At 66.6% G+C, this 18,850-nt stretch carries 17 protein-coding genes; 9 read left to right on the top strand and 8 right to left on the bottom strand.

Translation table 11 applies throughout. The features are described 5' to 3' along the window. The first annotated feature begins 25 nt into the window (after positions 1 to 25). The 5 genes from murJ (at position 26) to RF650_RS01845 (ending at position 6,488) form a co-directional block, all read left to right on the top strand. Entirely contained in the window at positions 26 to 1,681 is a 1,656-nt protein-coding gene (murJ, locus tag RF650_RS01825; RefSeq protein ID WP_318541332.1) for a murein biosynthesis integral membrane protein MurJ, read from the top strand. Positions 1,682 to 1,748: 67 nt separating this feature from the next. Further along, positions 1,749 to 3,593: a hypothetical protein gene (locus RF650_RS01830; protein ID WP_368813906.1), complete on the top strand. Its 1,845-nt coding sequence runs from the start codon at positions 1,749 to 1,751 to the stop codon at positions 3,591 to 3,593. 102 nt (positions 3,594 to 3,695) lie between these two features. Continuing rightward, complete coding sequence (trxB, locus tag RF650_RS01835; RefSeq protein WP_131333828.1) at positions 3,696 to 4,733, top strand: thioredoxin-disulfide reductase; 1,038 nt, start codon at positions 3,696 to 3,698, stop codon at positions 4,731 to 4,733. A gap of 88 nt (positions 4,734 to 4,821) precedes the next feature. After that, complete coding sequence (gene trxA, locus RF650_RS01840; protein ID WP_085107233.1) at positions 4,822 to 5,157, top strand: thioredoxin; 336 nt, start codon at positions 4,822 to 4,824, stop codon at positions 5,155 to 5,157. A gap of 218 nt (positions 5,158 to 5,375) precedes the next feature. Next, entirely contained in the window at positions 5,376 to 6,488 is a 1,113-nt protein-coding gene (locus tag RF650_RS01845) for a peptidoglycan-binding protein (protein ID WP_368813907.1), read from the top strand. A 156-nt stretch (positions 6,489 to 6,644) separates the two neighbouring features. Here the strand turns inward: RF650_RS01845 and RF650_RS01850 are convergent, their stop codons facing one another. The 8 genes from RF650_RS01850 to rpmH form a co-directional block, all read right to left on the bottom strand. Beyond that, positions 6,645 to 7,895: a ParB/RepB/Spo0J family partition protein gene (locus RF650_RS01850; RefSeq protein ID WP_368813908.1), complete on the bottom strand. Its 1,251-nt coding sequence runs from the start codon at positions 7,893 to 7,895 to the stop codon at positions 6,645 to 6,647. Between the two features lie 825 nt (positions 7,896 to 8,720). Further along, the gene (locus RF650_RS01855; RefSeq protein ID WP_368813909.1) at positions 8,721 to 9,770 is read right to left on the bottom strand and encodes a ParA family protein; all 1,050 of its coding nucleotides are present in this window, start codon (positions 9,768 to 9,770) and stop codon (positions 8,721 to 8,723) included. A 72-nt stretch (positions 9,771 to 9,842) separates the two neighbouring features. Continuing rightward, positions 9,843 to 10,433, bottom strand: a complete 591-nt coding sequence (rsmG, locus tag RF650_RS01860) for a 16S rRNA (guanine(527)-N(7))-methyltransferase RsmG (RefSeq protein ID WP_368814037.1) — start codon at positions 10,431 to 10,433, stop codon at positions 9,843 to 9,845. Positions 10,434 to 10,570: 137 nt separating this feature from the next. Beyond that, a complete protein-coding gene (locus RF650_RS01865) occupies positions 10,571 to 11,113 on the bottom strand; it encodes a protein jag (RefSeq protein ID WP_368813910.1) in 543 nt (180 codons plus the stop codon). 13 nt (positions 11,114 to 11,126) lie between these two features. Beyond that, positions 11,127 to 12,107, bottom strand: a complete 981-nt coding sequence (gene yidC / locus RF650_RS01870) for a membrane protein insertase YidC (protein ID WP_368813911.1) — start codon at positions 12,105 to 12,107, stop codon at positions 11,127 to 11,129. Continuing rightward, the gene (gene yidD, locus RF650_RS01875; RefSeq protein ID WP_368813912.1) at positions 12,104 to 12,541 is read right to left on the bottom strand and encodes a membrane protein insertion efficiency factor YidD; all 438 of its coding nucleotides are present in this window, start codon (positions 12,539 to 12,541) and stop codon (positions 12,104 to 12,106) included. Before yidD ends, yidC begins: the two co-directional genes overlap by 4 nt. Before the next feature lie 67 nt (positions 12,542 to 12,608). Then, positions 12,609 to 12,950 (bottom strand): ribonuclease P protein component, encoded by a 342-nt coding sequence (gene rnpA / locus RF650_RS01880; RefSeq protein WP_368813913.1) that lies wholly within the window; start codon positions 12,948 to 12,950, stop codon positions 12,609 to 12,611. A 28-nt stretch (positions 12,951 to 12,978) separates the two neighbouring features. Then, positions 12,979 to 13,116 carry a 50S ribosomal protein L34 gene (rpmH, locus tag RF650_RS01885; RefSeq protein ID WP_035962803.1) on the bottom strand — a complete coding sequence of 46 codons (138 nt, stop codon included), beginning with the start codon at positions 13,114 to 13,116 and terminating at the stop codon, positions 12,979 to 12,981. Between the two features lie 458 nt (positions 13,117 to 13,574). Between rpmH and dnaA the strand changes: the two genes are divergently transcribed. The 4 genes from dnaA (at position 13,575) to RF650_RS01905 (ending at position 18,745) form a co-directional block, all read left to right on the top strand. Continuing rightward, positions 13,575 to 15,203, top strand: a complete 1,629-nt coding sequence (gene dnaA, locus RF650_RS01890) for a chromosomal replication initiator protein DnaA (protein ID WP_368813914.1) — start codon at positions 13,575 to 13,577, stop codon at positions 15,201 to 15,203. Positions 15,204 to 15,802: 599 nt separating this feature from the next. Beyond that, entirely contained in the window at positions 15,803 to 16,927 is a 1,125-nt protein-coding gene (gene dnaN, locus RF650_RS01895; protein WP_206399049.1) for a DNA polymerase III subunit beta, read from the top strand. Positions 16,928 to 16,931: 4 nt separating this feature from the next. Then, complete coding sequence (gene recF, locus RF650_RS01900; RefSeq protein WP_312918263.1) at positions 16,932 to 18,155, top strand: DNA replication/repair protein RecF; 1,224 nt, start codon at positions 16,932 to 16,934, stop codon at positions 18,153 to 18,155. Next, positions 18,152 to 18,745: a DUF721 domain-containing protein gene (locus tag RF650_RS01905; protein WP_368813915.1), complete on the top strand. Its 594-nt coding sequence runs from the start codon at positions 18,152 to 18,154 to the stop codon at positions 18,743 to 18,745. Before recF ends, RF650_RS01905 begins: the two co-directional genes overlap by 4 nt. Positions 18,746 to 18,850 lie beyond the last annotated feature (105 nt).

An 18,850-nucleotide genomic window follows, 5' to 3' on the forward strand; every position in this document is an offset into this window, starting at 1 on the left:
CCCCCCGCGCAGGAGGCCTTGATCCATGCAGAAGTCCGGTGCGCGCTCCAGCGCGATCATGGCCTCCGGGACCCTGGTGTCCCGCATCCTGGGGTTCGTCAAGACGTTCCTGATCACGGTGGCCATCGGTTCCGCCGCGACCATGGCGGACGTGTTCCAGCTGGCCAACACACTGCCCAACCTGATCTACGTGCTGATCGCGGGTGGGGTGTTCAACGCGGTGCTGGTGCCGCAGATCATCAAGGCGTCCAAGGCGCAGGACGAGGGCGCCGATTACATCTCCCGGCTGATCACACTCGCCGTGATCGCGCTGTTGGTGATCACCGCGGCGGTCGTGCTGTTGGTGCGCCCCATCATGAATCTCATGGGCCCGGGGTGGTCGGACGCCCAGCTGGCCATGGGCACCACGTTCGCGCTGATCACGTTCCCCCAGATCTTCTTCTACGGCCTCTACACGGTCGTGGGTCAGGTGCTCAACGCCAAGGGTGCGTTCGGTGCGTACATGTGGGCCCCGGTGCTCAACAACGTCATCGCGATTGCCGCCCTGCTGGTCTTCATCCAGCAGTTCGGTCCGTTCCGCACCAACCCGCACACCCTCGAGAACTGGAGCTCCGCCCAGACCTTCTGGCTCGTGGTCATGGCCACGGTGGGTGTCGCCGCGCAGGCCTTCATCCTGTTCTGGCCGCTCGCCCGGCTGGGACTGCGGATCCGCCCGCGCTTCGGGTGGCGCGGGATCGGGCTGTCCACCGCGGCGCGCCTGGGCGGCTGGACGCTCGCCACCGGCGTGATCGCCAACCTCGCGTTCATGGCCCTGTACCGCACCGCGGCGATCCCCACGGGTGCCCGGGCGGACATCGCGTCCGGCCCGGGTGGGGCGCCCCCCATCGCGGGTACGGCCGTCCTGGACCAGGCCACCATGCTCTACGCGTTGCCCCACGGGGTGATCGGGCTGTCCATCGCCACCGTGTTGTTCAACCGCATGGCGGCCGCGGCGTCCGAGAAGGACCGTGACTCCCTGGTCTCATCCCTGTCCTCGAGCCTGCGGGTCACCGGTGTGGCCACCGTGTTCTGCATGGTCGCCCTGATCATGTACGCGGGTCCGCTGGGCATGCTGTTCTCCGGTGGTGTTCCCGCCGCGGGCGCGGTGATCGGTCAGGTCATCACGGTGATCGCCATCGGCGCGCCGTTCATGTCCACCGCGTTCATGCTGGGCCGCGCGTTCTACGCCCAGGAGGACGCGCGCACCCCGTTCCTCGTGCAGCTGGGGGTGTCCGTCTTCACCGTGATCGCCGCCGTGCTGATCGCCCGGGTCTTTCCGCCCGAGCACATGGTGTTCGCCGTCGCGGCCTGTTACGCCATCCAGAACGTGCTGGCCACGGTGATCTACCACTACGCCCTCACGCGGCGGATCGGGGACTACGGCCTGTCCCGGATCGTGAGCAGTCACGTGCGCATCCTGGCAGCCTCGCTCGTCGCGGGCGTGGCGGGAGTCGTGACGCTGTGGTTGCTCGGCGGGTACCGCACCGACGGTTTCCCATGGGGTAATCAGGCAGCAGCCCTGATCAGCCTGGCCGTGGGCGGGCTCGTGATGGCCGCCGTGTACGCCGTGGCCCTGAAGCTGTTCCGGGTCCAGGAGTTCACGGGTTTGCTGGCCCCGCTGCGCGCCAAACTCGGCCGGTAGACTGCCCGAAAGATCGTTCTCGCGCCCGTGCGACCCCCGTGGCGCCCGATTACCAGAGGGAGCCACCGTGTCCCAGCCCATTGCGCTTGGAGCCGTTCTGGGGGGCCGTTACAAGGTCACCGCGTCCCTGCTGAGCACCGCCGAAAACGATCACGTGCTCCAGGGCGAGGACCAGATCCTGCGCCGCAGGGTCTCAATCCTGGTGCCCTCCCCGGCTCACGAGTCACTGCTCGTGGACAACGCGCGTTCCCTGGCCGCCGGCGCCGGGCACAGCGGCTTCCAGGTCCTGGACATGGGTCAGACCGAGGACTCCACCTACCTGGTCACCTCCTATGCACCCACCGCGGACCTGTTGGACGCGCTGCTGGTCCAGGACGACGGCGCCGACGACTACTCCCTCTCCGACGACATCTTCGGGGACTCCCGCTCGGCCGCCTCCTCCGCCTACATCTACGAGGAGCCGGACCCCACACAGCCGCAGGAGACCGTCTCCCGGGATCCTGAACCCTCGGCGCGCCCCGCCGTCACGCGCTGGAACGCCTACGACTACGACGATTACGACGACGCCCCCGCCGCCCCGTCCGTGCGCAACAAGCTCGGCTTCGCGCGCAAGGTCCGGCCCGACGCCGTGCGCTCCACGATGTTCGACCGCGCAGCCACCCGGGGCGCTGCCGCCGGGGCGACCGCAGCGACGTCGGCCGAGGCAATCGATCCCACCTACGACGGCGACAACCGCTACGAGAGCTACGAACGGACCGAGGGCAAGCCTGGGCGCCTGGATGAACAGCCCTCCGCGCCTCGCTCGGCCCGCGATGACGACGCCGCTCACGACGGCACCGCGGCCATCCGCACGGTCGCACCGCCCTCCGGTGCAGCGGCCGGGCATGCTTCGGCATCGGACGACGACGCTGCTCCCCTGGACGATCCCGCCGCCCCGGCCAGGACGGCCGCCGGTGGTTCGGATGCCGCCGCGTCCGCCGAGAGCGTGGGTACGGCCCATGCCGCCGGGGTCGGGATGATGAACGCCGCGGCGACCACCGCGGCGGCGGGCGGGATCGCGGGTGCGGCAGCGGCGTCGTCGGCGAACGCATCCGCAGGGCACTCCCCCGCGGGGACGGACACCGCAGCGGCGCGCACCGCGGACGGGGCGAGGGAGCCCGGGGCCGGCGGCGCAGCCGCACGCACCGCCCACGCCGCCGAACGCGAGCATGCCGCTGATCCGGCGGGCGCGGGTGGCGCCCGGCCCGGCTCCACCGAACGATCCCGCAAGGGTCCGCTGCGGTGGCTGTTGCTGTTGTTACTGATCATCGTGCTGATCGCGGCGATCGTGCTGGGCTTCCGCGGGCTCGGTGCGCTCACCGGGCAGTTCGGACAGGGCGGGGCCCCGCAGGAGAACGCAGCGCCGAGCGGGCCCGCGGGCTCCCCCGCGGCGTCGAACACGCCGAGCCCGGCCGCCACACCGCAGGTCGGGACGGTCACGCGGGTGACCCAGGACCCGAACTTCATGACCGACACGGACGCCACGCTGGGCCAGGCCACGGACGGCAACCCGGGGACCTCGTGGCTGAGCTACGGTTTCTCGAACTCCCAGTTCGGCAACCTAGTCCAGTACGTGGGACTCGCCGCGCAGCTGCAGGACCCCGCACCCGTCCGGGAACTCACGATCCAGCAGGACGGTGGCACCGGCGGACAGTTCACGGTGTACGTCTCGGACAGCCCGTCGCTCGACGGCGCGCAACAAGTGGGCACGGGCTCGTTCACCGGGCCGCAGGTCAGCGTCCCGCTCTCCGAGGCCGCGCAGAACGACCCGCACCGGTACGTCCTGGTGGTGTGGAACGAATTGCCGCGACTGAACAATCCCATCGGCGGCTACCCGTACGGCTTGCGGATCAGCGAACTGTCCGTGCGCTGAACCCGGTGACGCCGCCGAACGGAATATCTGGCGGTACTCCCCACGTTCTTGGGTGTAGTTGACATCCGCACACGCGGTGACTCGTGGAAAGGTTTCGTACCAGTGAGCAATCAGCCCGGCATTTTCGCGAATGCTGTGAACCTCAAGGTCGGCGGCGCGGCGGAGGCCTCCGCTGCGTCTGAGGACGCCCGCACCACCTCCGCGGACGACGCCGTTCACGACGTCGTCATCGTGGGTTCCGGTCCCGCGGGGTACACCGCCGCCATCTATACGGCGCGCGCAAACCTCAACCCCGTGGTGCTGGCCGGGTCCGTGACCGCCGGTGGTGAACTCATGAACACCACGGACGTGGAGAACTACCCGGGGTTCATCGACGGCATCATGGGCCCAGACCTGATGAACAACATGCAGCAGCAGGCCGAGCGCTTCGGGGCGGACATCCGCTACGAGGACGTCGTCTCCGCGGAACTCGACGGAGAGATCAAGACCGTGACCATGGAGGACGGGACCGTGCTGCGCGCCCGCGCGGTCATCATCTCCACCGGTTCCGAATACCGCAAGCTCGGTCTCGAGGACGAGGAACGGCTCTCCGGCCACGGTGTGTCGTGGTGTGCCACGTGCGACGGGTTCTTCTTCAAGAAGCAGAACATCGCGGTGGTGGGCGGCGGTGACTCCGCGATCGAGGAGGCCACGTTCCTGACCAAGTTCGCGGACAAGGTGACCCTGATCCACCGCCGGGACCGGTTCCGTGCGTCCGAGATCATGCAGCAGCGCGCGTTCGACGACCCCAAGATCGAGATCCTCTGGAACACCAAGGTCACGGGGATCCAGGGCGCGGACAAGGTGGAGTCCCTGGCCCTGGAGGACACCGTCACGGGTGAGGCCTCTGAGCTGGCCGTGACCGGTCTGTTCGTGGCCATCGGCTCGGACCCCCGCGTAGGACTCGTGAAGGATCAGCTCGAGTTGACGGTGGACAACACGATCGCCGTGGACGGGCGCAGCTCCACGACCTCGCTGGCCGGTGTCTTCGCCGCCGGCGACGTTGTGGACGCGACCTACCGCCAGGCGATCACCGCCGCGGGCTCGGGCTGTGTTGCCGCGGTGGACGTGGAGCACTACCTCGCGGCCCTCGACAGCTGATCCGAACCCACCCGACAACCCACTCCCGCCCGGAACCGCCGGAACGATTCGGCGACCGAGCGGGGAAACCCATCGAAAGGAACCACACATGAGCTCTGCAAAGGACGTCACCGACGCCAACTTCAAGGCCGAGGTGCTCGAGAACTCCAAGCCCACCATCGTGGACTTCTGGGCCGAGTGGTGCGGTCCTTGCCGCCAACTCGGACCCGTGCTGGACGCGATCGCCGCGGAGCACGCGGATCACGTGGACGTGGTGAAGGTCAACGTGGACGACAACCCCGCGATCGCCTCCCAGTACGGCATCACGTCGATCCCCGCGGTGTACCTCTTCGCGAACGGCGAGGTCGCCAAGACCTCGATCGGCGCCAAGCCCAAGTCCGCGCTCGAGAAGGAATTCGGGGACTACCTCAACCCCTCCGCGTGACACATCCGACCCGGGCCCGCATCACTTACGTGCGCGGGCCCGGGTTTTCTCGAACCCAATTGCAGTGTGCGAACCACACCGTGGGAGTGGCTCGCCGACCCCAGGGAGACCACGTGCCGCCATCCACCCCCGGAGCCGCGCTCAGACAGGGTATGACCGACCGCCGCATCACGGGTCTCAGGGAACGCCTCGTCAGAGCAGGGGGCGAAGACCTACCCTTGGCCGGCGACATCGTGCCGGACCCCACGGTCTTCGACGACCGTGTGGACCACGCCGTGCGGGTGTTCCAGCAGCGCAAGGGGCTCATTGTGGACGGCGTGGTCGGTCCGGAGACCGAGGCAGCACTCAACGACGCCCAGTACAGGCTGGGTGACCGTCCACTGTTCTTCGACGAGGTGGCCCCGTTGCACGGCGACGACGTCGAAGAGCTACAGGACAACCTTTCGCTGTTGGGTTTCTACTACGGGCACCTGGATGCGGTGTTCAACCGCCAGACCGAGTACGCCGTGAAGGAACTCCAACACAGCCTGGGTGTCCCGAGTGACGGCACCGTGGGTCTCGATACCCTCTCCGGACTGGCTCGCGTGCGCAAGAAGATCACCTCGGCCAAGGCCTTCTCCCTACGAGATCACCACCGGCTGGAGAGCCTCCAGGAGGCCCTCCGTGATCGCCTGGTGCTCCTGGTTCCCTCCGCTGCCGGTCCTCAGGTGTCCCCAGCCGGGGCCCCGGATTCGTTCGCCGCGGATCAGGATGCTATCACCCTCGACGTCGCGCAGCGCACCCGCGACCTTCTCCGCGCGGTAGGCGCCAAGCCCGTGATCGCAGCAACCCAAGGCGCCGGCGCTTCATCGTCAAGTGCTGGACCGGAGGACTCGGACGGGAGCGTCCCAGAGGTCCCCGAGGTCCTCCCCGACGACGCCCTTGTGCTCACCCTGCAGTGTGACTGGAACTCCTCGCCCCTGGCCCAGGGTGTGGCCACCTTCTTCTGGGGTGCACCGGACACACGTCAGGCGTACTCCCCCGTGGGTCAGCTCGCGTCGGACATGATCCTGCGTGAGCTGGTGGCCCGCACGGGTGCCCTGGACCTAGGGAGCCATGCACGGCAGTGGAGCGCACTCCGTGAGGTCCGTACCGCGGCGGCGTGGGTCGATCTGGGATACCTTTCGAACGAGGATGAGGCCTCCCGACTGCGGAGCGGTGAGTACCGCGCCCGTTTGGCGGAGGCGCTTCTGTGTGGTCTCCAGCGCGTCCTGGCGTCCACTCCGGAACCCACCGCCACGGGAACCATGAGCCTGGCGGACATCCAGGACTATTACCGTAGGGACGGCTGAACGCACCTCATCATGGGGCGATGGCGATTCGTTGGAGACAAGGCTGATCGCCTTGCTGCTGACACTCGATCGCCCGGCTGATCTGTTGAGGTGATGGAATAAGGGCCGCGATGTTTCACGTGAAACATCGCGGCCCTTATTCGTGGGTGTGAAAGCTCAGTTCGCGTCCAGCTTGGGGTCCAGCACGTCGATGATGCGGTTGAGGTCCTCGACCGATGCGAACTCGATCGTCATTTTGCCCTTGCGCGCACCGAGCTGGATCTTCACGCTCGTGTCCAACTTGTCGGAGAAGGCATCTGCGATGTAACCCAGTCGGTCATCGTGGCGGGTTGCGGGGGTCTTCCGCTTGGTCGAGTGTCGCTTGAGACCGTCGGAGAGGGCGACGAGCTCCTCGGTGGCGCGCACTGACAGCCCCTCCGCCACGATCCGCTGGGCGGCCCGCTCCATCTCGGCGGGATCCGTCAGCGCCAACAGTGCACGCGCATGTCCCGAGCTCAGTACCCCCGCGGCCACGCGACGCTGCACGAGCGCCGGGAGTCGGAGGAGGCGCAGGGTGTTGGAGATCTGCGGCCGGGAGCGTCCGATCCGTTCCGAGAGCTGCTCCTGAGTGGCCCCGAACTCCTCCATGAGCTGCTGGTACGCGGCGGCTTCTTCAAGGGGGTTGAGCTGAGCCCGGTGCAGGTTTTCCAGCAGGGCGTCCCGCAGGAGATCATCGTCCGCTGTATCCCGGATGATGGCCGGGATGACGGCCAGACCGGCCTCCTGGACGGCTCGCCAACGCCGTTCGCCCATGACGAGCTCGTACTTCTGCTCTCCCCCCTCATGACTGGGACGCACGACGATGGGCTGCAGAACACCGAGTTCCTTCACCGAGAAGGCGAGCTCGGTGAGCTCGTCCTCATCGAAGTCCTGGCGCGGCTGTTTGCGGTTGGGGTGGATGTCCGTGACCGAGATCTCCGCGAAGGTGGCTCCGGGGACGCTCTGCAGGTCTTCCTGGGCAGAGTGTTCGGCAGGCACGACCTCCCGCTGTGACGCGATGACATCCGCCGCGGGGATATGCTCTCCGACGGTGTCCGCAGCACCATCGGAGAAGGCGGAAGGAGGCGCTATGTTCCACGTGGTAGAAGATTGGACCGATGTTTCACGTGAAACGTCGGCAGAGCCGGACTTTACCTGCTGATTCCCCTGACCGGCATTCGTGGGTGTATTGCTCACGGTCTCCTGGTGCGACCCATCCGCTGTACTCGAGGAGGTCACCTCTCCGGACCCCGAAGAGTCACGGATTTCGTCGGCACGCGAAAAGTCGTCAGCGTTTTCCGCATCAGTTTCTTCGTCATCACTCGATGGCAGGAAGAACATGTCCACCGGGCGGCGCACATTCGTTGTACTGCGTAGGGCCTGGCCCATGTCCCTCCGGGTCCGTGGTGACTTGCTTCCACGTGATGCCGGAGCCTGCGGGGAATCGGATGTTTCACGTGAAACATCGTCGGAGCGTGACCCGGCGGCATTGGCGTCGTTTTTGGTCGTACTCACCTGCGTCTTAGACTTGGCCGCGTCCGGCTTAGTGCCCGCACCCTTTTCGGAGCCCGCTTCCCCCGTTTTAGTCGATCGCGACGACCGACGCACTGAGGTTCCACCTCTATTGCCGTCACCGGTCGGGCCGGCTTTCTTACCAGCTGCCTCAGCGTCGGCGCCTGATGCCTCGGTCTTGTTGCTCTTCGTCGCGGTCTTCTTAGGGGTTGCCGTCGCCCGTGGAGTTGCCTCCTGGCGATCCTCGTCGGCAGACTTCAAGGCGAGGGTCGCCCGTACCCCCTTGGCAGTACCGGCTTTACGAGACGAGCTCCGACCGGGGGTCTCGGTCGCGCCGCTTCGAGAGGACTGCTTGCCACTACCTGCGGTCTCCCCAGGGTCGACCGCCGGCGGTGTCGTTTGCTCCTTGGCGTCCCCGCTGGGGATGAGAGCGCCTAAACCGCGCCCGAGACCACGACGTCGTTCTGCCACGATGAATTCCTCCCGGTGGTGATGGTGTATCCATCGTAGTCAAGAACGGATCGTTCATATGACCTATTCACCGGCGGTAACCGTGCGCCTGACATCAGATTGCCTCGGATGTTTCACGTGAAACATCCGGGTCATGATGGAAAGATCTATTAGCGCAGCGTTTTGCGACCTGGCGCCCGCCAGCTCCAACTACGCAGACAGGGGCTGCATTGTTCGCGGTATCGGAGATGCCTACTCGGCCGCACCGGATCCGCGGCTGGCCAGTTCCGCCGCAGCCTCCAGGTACGACAGCGCTCCGGTGGAACTGGGGTCGTAGGTGATGACGCTCTGCTGATAACTCGGTGCCTCCGAGACACGAACCGACCGGGGGATCATGGTCTCCATGACCTCCCGGGGGAAGTGCTGCCGGACTTCGTCGGCCACCTGCGACGCCAGGTTCGTCCGCCCGTCGTACATCGTCAGCAGGATGGAGGACACGACGAGCTTCGGATTCAAGTGCTTCTGGATCATGGCGATGTTGTTGAGCAGCTGGCTCAGCCCTTCGAGCGCGTAGTACTCGCACTGGATGGGGATCAGTACCTCCGTCGCCGCGACGAACGCGTTGATCGTGAGCAGACCGAGACTGGGCGGGCAGTCGATGAACACGTAGTCGAGTCGGGGGAGTCCTTGCTCCTCGCGCGACGTCGCGTACTCCGCCAGAGCCCGCTGCAATCGCTGTTCACGAGCCACCACGGACACAAGTTCGATCTCGGCACCGGCAAGGTCGATGGTGGCCGGGAGGACCCACAGGTTGGACACCTCGGGGGACTCCTTGACCACCTCGGCCACCGGCACCTCGTCGATGAGCACGTCATAGACGGAGTCCGCATCCGCACCGTGGGGAATCCCGAGTGCGGTGGAAGCGTTGCCCTGCGGATCGTTGTCCACGACCATCACGTTCTGGCCCTGCTGCGCGAGCGCCACGGCGAGGTTGACCGACGTGCTGGTCTTCCCCACACCACCTTTCTGATTGCTGATGGTGATGTAGCGCGTGCTCCCGGGGCGGTCCAGGTGCACGTTCTTGAGCTTGGCGCGGCGCTTGTTCTCTTCCACGAGTTTCCTCCCCAGGGCGGTATCCGCCACCGCGTCTTGTGCCGTGACTCCTGCTTGACCGTCTGTTTCACGTGAAACATGGCGTCCGCGATCAGGAACAACTTTTTTTGTTTGCGAAATTGGATCAGGCGGCAATCCGAAGTCGTGTCCACGGGTACGTCCTGCGGTGGGCCGTTCCGGCTCGGTCATCGACTGTCCCTTCCGTGACTGGTGCGGTGCTCCTAGTAGCTTATCGACAAGGCCGCACCGGCAACGACGGATTCACAGCACGAGCCGGACCACCGTGGTGGGTTCCTCCAGGAGGTTCTCGCCCACGGTCACGACCTCCGAGGACCGGACCCCGAAACGATTGAACTTCTTACTCGCCTTGCGCAGCTCGTCCTGGGCGGAGCGTCCCTTGAGCGCGAGCAGCTCACCGGAACCCTTCAACAGCGGCAGGGTGATGTCCACCAAACCAATGAGCGCGGAGACGGCTCGGGCCGTGACCACATCCACCGGGCCCACCTGGTTCTTCGCCTGTTCGGCGCGCGCCCGCAGCACACGGACGTTGTCCAGGCCGAGATCCGCCACGATCTCCTCGAGCCACGCGACACGGCGCTCCAGCGGCTCGATCAACGTGATGGACAGATCGGGCCGGGCGATCGCGAGGCACAGGCCGGGAAGGCCGGCCCCCGAGCCCACGTCCGCGACGTGAGCGTTCCGCGGGATCAGGCTCTCCACCACCGCGCAGTTGAGTACGTGACGTTCCCACAATCGCGGGGCCTCACGGGGACCGATCAGTCCACGGACGATGCCCGAGGACGCCAGGTGCTCCGTGTAGCGCCGCGCCAGGTCGAGGCGGTCATCGAAGATCGTGCGCGCCGCGGCCTCGTGCTCACCGAGCTCGGGCGCTGGCTGGGGCTCGGGAGCGGGACGCGACGCACCCTCGGCGCCCGACCCGTTCGTGTCCTGCCCGGACGCGGCGGGGTGCGGGGTGGAACGCGACACGGTCACTGAGCCGCCGAGACCACGATGTGGCGCCCGGCGCCGTCGCCCTCGGACTCCGAGACCAGACCGGCGTCCGCGACGGCGTCGTGGACGATCTTGCGCTCGTACGGGGATAGCGGGGGCAGGTGCACGCTGCCGCCCTCGGACTCGACCTTGGCCACGGCGTCCCGCGCCATCTCGCGCAGCTCCGAGGCTCTCTCGTCACGGTGCCCCGCGATGTCCAAGATCAACCGGCTGCGCCGCTGCGTGGCGCTGAGGACGGACAGCCGCGCGAGCTCCTGCAGCGCCTCGACCGTCTCGCCGTTCTCGCCCACGAGCTCTCGCAAAGGGGAGTCGTCACCGTCCTCCGCGACCACGGAGACGTACGTGCGGCCGTCCCGGACCTCGATGTCGATGTCGCCGTCGATGTCCGCGGTGTCGAGGAGCTCTTCGATGTAGTCCGCGGCGATCTCACCCTCCTCCTCGAGGGGGGAGAGCTCGGAGGTCTGCGCGTCGGAGGACGCGTCCTGCGAGGGCAGCTGCTGTTGTTCGTCGATGTCGTTCATCGGGTGCGACCTCTCAGCCGTTCTTCTTAGCCTGTTGCTTCTGGCGCTTCTTGGACACGGGCTGCTGACGCTGGCCCGCTGCCGCGCGTTCACGCTGCTCCTCGAGCTTCTCCTCGTGCTCCTTCTTGGTCATGCCCACCGGGGGCAGACCCTTGGCCGCACGGCGTTCGTTGAGTTCACGCTCCGCCTGGGACCCCTTGGTGGGGTTGTTGCGGATGACCCACCACTGCTGACCCATGGACCACAGATTCGAGACTGTCCAGTAGATGAGCACACCCAGCGGGAAGTTGATGCCACCGATCGCGAAGATGAGCGGGAACAGGTAGAGCATCATCTGCTGCTGGCGGTACATGGGCGATTCCTTGGCGGCATCGCTCATGTTGCGCGCGGTCAGCTGCTTCTGCGTGATGAACTGCGTGGCACACATGGCCACGATCATGACGATCGCCAGCACGATGGTGGCCGTGTGGTTGCCCGCACCCGGCTGCATCAGGGTGGAGAACAGGGGAGCGCCGAAGATCGTGGAGTCGTTGAACTGGTGGACCAGCTGCGGCGAGAGGACGTGGATGGACTCGTTGTTCTGGGCGGCCTGCGGGACCGAACGCAGCACCTGGAACAGCGCGAAGAAAATGGGCATCTGCACGATGATCGGCAGGCACGCCGCGAACGGGTTGGAACCGTGTTCCTTGTACAGGGCCATCTGCTCCTCGGCCATGGCCTGGCGGGAGAGCTGGTCCTTCTTGCCCTTGTACTTGGCCTGCAGCTTGGCCATCTCCGGTTGCAGTTCCTGCATGCCGCGCATGGACTTGATCTGCTTGAGGAACAGCGGGATGGTCAGTGTACGCATGACCAGGGTCAGGCCCACGATGCACAGCACCCAGGTGACGCCGGAGGCCGGATCCATCCCGAGGGTGGTGAACAGTTCGTGGAACACCCACAGCACGGCGGAGACGATCCACCTGAAGGGGAAGAGAATAATGTCGAAGAAGTTCATCGAGCGTTGGCTCCTTGAGCCGCGTGGTCGTCACGGGCCGGGCAGTCGTGCACGTGGTCGCGCACGAGGGTCGGGTGGTTGAGCAGAACGATTTTGGGGGTCGAGGCCACGGAGGGGAACTCCCGACCGCCGCTCGGGACCCTATCGATCCCGCCGGCCGCCCACGGGTGGCAGCGCAGCAGACGTCTGACGCTCAGTCCTAGTCCGCGCACCGCACCGTGCACGGTGAACGCCTCCAACGCGTATGCGGAACAGGAGGGGAAATACCGGCACACGTCTCCGTACAGCGGGGAGACAATCGTGCGGTAGAGCTTGAGCAGGGCGATGCAAAGATTCTGCGGAAGATGCTTCATGGTGCACACGAGGCCACCGCTGGGGTTGTACTCGTGCGGCGCGCGCGCGAGGAGTTGCTCGGGAGACGGACGTGATGTCACGTGCGGGCCTCCTTCTCGACTCTGTACAAGCAACGTTACGGCATCCGCCGCGTACGCAACGGGGAGGTCATCGCGCCTTGCGCAGCGCGGCATGCAGAGCGTCGCGGTAGTCACGCCCCAGTTCGTCCCACCCTGCCGCGGCGGCCGCGGGCAAAGCACGGACGACGACGTCGAGCCCGACCGGGTGTTCGCGGACGGTCACGGCAGCGAGTTCACGCAGGCGGCGCTTAACCTTATTCCTGACCACGGCGTTGCCCACCGCCTTGGAGACGATGAACCCCACGCGGGACGCCTGCTCCGTGGTGCTTCGCACGGATACGACGACGTTCCGGCGGCCACTGCGGGCGCCGGAACGTACGGTGTCTGAGAACTGCGCCGAGGTCCGCATCCGATGCCTGGTGGGCAGCACGATGCGAACCTCGCGAGTTGACGATGAGTTAGGCCGACAGGCTGGCGCGGCCCTTGCTGCGGCGGGCACCGATGATGGCGCGGCCGGCACGGGTGCGCATGCGAGCACGGAAGCCGTGCTTGCGAGAGCGGCGGCGGTTGTTGGGCTGGAAAGTCCGCTTGGGCATTAGTCACTCCACGAGGTTGGACAACGGCGCGCCAACTGCGACGGATCACAGGGGACGCACGCGGTACGTATTTGGGGGCATGCGGACGCGCAGAAATCGCAATCCTACACGCACAAGACTGATTCACAGTAGTCAAAAGGGCCACACCGGTCAAATTGCCGCACACTACGATCGGCGGTCCGGTGGGTTGCCAGACGGGCGGCCGCGTCCCTCCACAAGTGTGTACACCGCCTCCCGGGAGCATGTGGAAAAGCGCCGGATCACACCCCGCCGGAGCGAGTTATCCCCAGGTGGGAACTACACAGTTGTAGTTCTGTGCACCGGCTCCAACGGGCTATGACGAGCCCGGAACCATGCTCTAGGCTGAGGTTTGCGGCCGCCCCCACGAGGTTATCCACCGCTGTGTACAAGTCTGTGGAAAACTGGGGCTTCCCCGTATCTCACGTCAGGAGTCGTTCATGCAGCAGGACAACAGGGCTTTGCTCGAGCAATGGGCAGAGTGCGTCCGCGTCATGAACGAGAACCCGCGGGTCACGGGACGGGCACGCGGGACCATCGCGGTGTGTGAACCCCGCGGCCTGATGGGCACCACGCTGCTGATCGCGGTCCCGAGTGAGGCCACGCGGGAATTCCTACAGAACCGCCCCATGTCCGAGATCCTGGACGAGAGCGTGGGCCGGGTCCTGGGAGCGGACACGCTCGTGGCATTCGTCGTGGACCCCGAGCTCGAGGTCCAGCCGCCCACCACGCGCGCCGCGACCGACGCGCGGTCCTCCGACCGCACCATCCCCTCGCTCAACGAGCTCGAAGCCGAACGTACGCCCGGGTCCTTCCAGCCCGCTCCCGGCCGCGATGCGCCGTCGGGCGAGAGCGTCCCGCGCGCCCCGGCCGGCCTGGCAACCACCGAGCCCGGCGACGGCGCCGGCGAGTACGACGATCTGCCCCCGCGCCGCCTACCCGAAGCCGCGCCCCCGGCGCCGCAACAGCGCGAGGTGCTCAGCACCGGCAACGGTTCGGACACCAGCCCGGCGGATTCGGAATGGGACAGTTCCGCCCGACTGAACCCCAAGTACGTCTTCGACTCCTTCGTGATCGGCCAGTCGAACCGGTTCGCCCACGCCGCAGCCTTCGCGGTCGCAGAGACCCCCGCCAAGGCATATAACCCGCTGTTCATCTACGGGGATTCGGGGCTCGGCAAGACCCACCTGCTGCATGCGATCGGGCACTACGCCAAGCGGCTCTATCCCAAACTGCGCGTGCGGTACGTGAACTCGGAGGAGTTCACCAACGACTTCATCAACTCCATCCGCGACGACGAGGGCTCGTCCTTCAAGGGCATCTACCGCAACGTGGACCTGCTGCTGATCGATGACATCCAGTTCCTCGCGGGCAAGGAGCACACGCAGGAGGAGTTCTTCCACACCTTCAACGCGCTGCACAATCACGAGAAGCAGATCGTGATCACCTCGGACATGCCGCCCAAACAGCTCACGGGCTTCGCCGAGCGGATGCGCTCCCGCTTCGAGTGGGGACTGATCACGGACGTGCAGCCGCCCGAGCTCGAGACCCGGATCGCGATCCTGCGCAAGAAGGCGATCAGCGAGGGGATGGACGCCCCGGACGATGTCATGGAGTACATCGCCTCCCACATCTCCACCAACATCCGCGAATTGGAAGGGGCGTTGATCCGGGTCACGGCCTTCGCGTCCCTCAACAAGCAACCGGTGGATCTCCCGCTCGCAGAACTCGTGCTGAAGGATCTGATCACCGACGACGGGGGACAGGAGATCACCGCGGCCTCGATCCTGGGGCAGACCGCCGCGTTCTTCAACATCACCCTGGACGAGCTGAAGTCCAAGTCCCGCACGCGCACCCTGGTGACCGCGCGCCAGATCGGCATGTACCTGTTGCGGGAACTCACGGACATGTCCCTGCCCAAGATCGGTCAGGAACTGGGCGGGCGGGACCACACCACGGTCATGCACGCGGACCGTAAGATCCGCACGCTCATGGCCGAACGCCGGCAGATCTTCGATCAGGTCACGGAGCTGACCAACCGGATCAAACAACAATCGCGCGAGGGCTAAGACCCGCCCCGATCACGCGACACCCGGAGACGGGCCCTCGGAACACGGTTCCGGGGGCCCGTTCTTCTTGTGATTCGTCCACAGGCCGAGCCCGCAGATCCACTGCTTTCGCCGCCCACGGTGCACAGGAAAATTCGGGGGTGTGGACGCGCTGTGCACAGTCCTGTTCAGCGCCGTGTGGAAAAATCTGTGGACAACGCAGAACAGGTGGTGGACAACCGCCGCGCATCGGTGGGCGAGCCTGTGGAATCCGCGGAATCACGCGGAAGTTGTGCACTCGGCACGCACAAGGCAATCCACAATCGTCCACACCGGATCAACACCCTCGAACCGCGGGATTCCTGAGGAACAGGCAGTTATCCACAGAGTCCACAGGGGTTATTAACACTTCTACCCCTTAAGAAAAGATCGACCGAATAACAAAAATTCGGTTCTTCCCGGCCGAACGGCTCCCCGGGATCTCTGTAATTACAAGAATCCAGGAACCGCCACGGGCGGATCCTGTCCGAACCTGACGATCCGGGGGTTCGGATGACGTCCCCGCGGCCGGATACCATGCAGACAAAACACTTCGGTTCCGAACCAAAGAGGGGCACCCCGTGAAGTTCTCGGTCGAGCGCGACGTACTGGCTGAAGCAGTCACCTGGACTGCCCGTTCGCTGTCACCGCGGCCTCCCGTCCCCCTGTTGTCCGGACTGCTCATCAAGGCGGAGAACGGTTCGCTGTCCATCGCAAGCTTCGATTACGAGATCTCCGCGCGCCTGACCATCAGCGCGGACGTCCTCGAGGAAGGCACCACCCTGGTCTCCGGCCGTCTACTCGCGGACATCTGCCGCTCGCTGCCCTCCGCTCCCGTGCAGCTCGAGGCCGACGGCGGCAAGGTCACCCTCACGTGCCGTTCCGCCAAATTCAACCTCGCGGCCATGCCCGTGGACGACTACCCCCAGCTGCCCGGACTGCCGGACCTGTCCGGCGTCGTGGCCGGGGACGAGTTCGCGCACGCCGTGGCACAGGTCAACATCGCGGCGTCCAAGGACGACACCCTGCCGATCCTCACGGGTATCCGCATGGAGATCGAGGGCGAGAAGATGACCCTGCTGGCCACCGACCGCTACCGGCTGGCCATGCGGGAACTGACCTGGCGGCCCTCCGATCCCGCGATCTCCACGGCGGCCCTGATCAAGGCCAAGACGCTCAACGACATCGCCAAGACCCTGGGATCCTCCGGGGACGTGAACATCGCGCTCGCTCAGAACACGGAACTCGTGGGATTCGAATCCGGCGGACGACGCACCACGAGCCTGCTGATCGACGGCGAGTACCCCAAGATCCGCTCGCTGTTCCCGGATCACACACCGATCACCGCCGTGGTGAAGACCTCGGAACTCGTGGAAGCGGTGCGCCGCGTGTCCCTCGTAGCCGAACGCAACACCCCCGTGCGGCTCGCTTTCAGCGAGTCCCGGGTCGCGCTCGACGCGGGAACCGGGGAGGACGCCCAAGCGTCCGAAATTCTGGACGCCCAGCTCAACGGGGACGACATCACCGTGGCCTTCAACCCCACCTACCTCTCCGAGGGACTGCACGCGTTCGACTCCGACTACGTCCGGTTCTCGTTCACGGCCCCTCCGAAGCCGGCCGTGCTCTCGGCCCAGAGCGAGCCCGACGGCGAGGACAGCGTGGACTACAAGTACCTGCTCATGCCGGTGCGTCTGCCCAACCAGTGATCGTGTGTTCGTAGACCACCTGTCGCTCGCCAACTTCCGGACCTACCCCGGTCTGGACCTCCCACTTGCCCCGGGTCTCACGGTGTTCGTGGGACCCAACGGTGTGGGCAAGACCAACATCGTGGAGGCGATCGACTGGGCCGCGACCCTGGGCTCCCACCGCGTCTCGGGCAACGGACCGCTCATCACCACAGGATCGGACCAGGCGATCATCCGGGTACGCGTCAACCGCGGGGGACAGCGCACGGTCCTCGAGTACGAACTCAACGCCGCGCGGGCCAATCGCGTGCGGATCAACCGGGCGGCCCCGGTCCGCGCCCGTGAGGCCCTGGGGACCCTGCACACCGTGTTGTTCTCCCCGGAGGACCTGACCCTGGTCAAGGGGGATCCGTCCCACCGGCGGCGGTTCCTGGACGATCTCGCCACGGCCATGCGGCCGGTGCTCGGTGCCGCGCGCTCGGACTACGACCGGGCGCTGAAGCAGCGCAACGCCCTGCTGAAATCGGCGCGGCGCTCCCGGGGGTTCTCGGACTCGGATCGTGCGACGCTCGCGGTGTGGAACGACCAGCTCGCGCGCGCCGGCGCGGCCGTGATGGGTGCGCGGTTGCAGTTGCTCAAGGCTTTGGAGCCCGAGGTGGACCGGGCATACCAACAGCTCACGGACGGACCCAAGCACGTGTCCCTGGGCTACGAGAGCTCGTCCGTGGCACCCGGTGCCGATCAGGAAGCGCTCGAACACTTCTCGGTCACGGACCTCTACGAGCTCATGATGAATGCCTTCGAGCGCATGGCACGTCATGAGCGGGATCGCGGGATCACCCTGGTGGGACCGCATCGGGACGACCTCGTGATCCGGCTGGGCGACACCCCCGCCAGGGGCTACGCGTCCCACGGGGAGACCTGGTCCACGGCCCTGGCCCTCCGCCTGGGCTCGTGGTATGTCCACCTCGCCGACGATCCGGCCCGGGGTTCGGCGCCCGTGCTGATCCTGGACGACGTGTTCGCGGAACTGGACGCGCGCCGTCGACGCCGCCTGGCCGAGCTCGTGCGGCAGGCCGAGCAGGTGCTCGTGACCGCCGCGGTGGACGAGGACCTACCCGCGGCGCTGCTCGAGGACTCGCCCACGGTGATCGAGGTGGAGCCGGGGGCGGTATGGAACCGCGCAGCGTCGTCGGCCGAGCCCGAGTCCGGCGGGAACCAGAACGCTCCCCAGGCGGAGCAGCCGTGAGCGAGCCCGTGCATCGCGACGTCGTGGACGCGGCGGCCGTGGCCCTGCAACGGGCCCGGAAGGCCGCCCGCGACCGCGGGGACACGCCCCTGTCCAAGGCGGCCGCGGCCAAGAACATGCGCGCCTTCGCCACGGCCATGGAGGAGGGAACGGGCTCCCCGGCATTGCGCGCGCGGGACCGCTACGGCGTGGATCCGCGGCAGCTCGGGGGCTTCTCGGGACCGGGGCGTTCCGCGCGGGACCCCCGAGCGCTGTCCACCGTGGTGGACGCGCTGATGACCCACAGGGGCTGGAAGACGCCCGTGAACGTGAGCAGTGTGCTCGCGGACTGGCCGTCCCTCGTGGGGGCGCGCAACGCTGAGCACACGTGGCCCGAGAGTTTCGAGGACACCGTGGTGCGCGTGCGCTGCGACTCCACGGCCTACGCGACCCAGCTGCGGTTGATCCAACCCCAGATCATCAGGAAGTTCTCGGACAAGCTGGGGGAGGGGATCGTCACGCGGCTCGAGATCCACGGTCCCGTGGGGCCGAGCTGGAAACGGGGGCGCTGGTCGGTGCAGGGCAGGGGGCCGCGGGACACCTACGGGTGAGCTGAAATCGTCAAAAACGCGCCAGAAGCGCGCGAGGCGCACCGCACCCCGAAAATGGGTCCACCCAGCGCGGCGGGGCTCCGGGGCGTCTGCGGGCCGTCCAGC

The sequence above is a fragment of the Kocuria sp. CPCC 205297 genome, assembly GCF_040981035.1.
Lineage (GTDB): Bacteria > Actinomycetota > Actinomycetes > Actinomycetales > Micrococcaceae > Kocuria > Kocuria marina.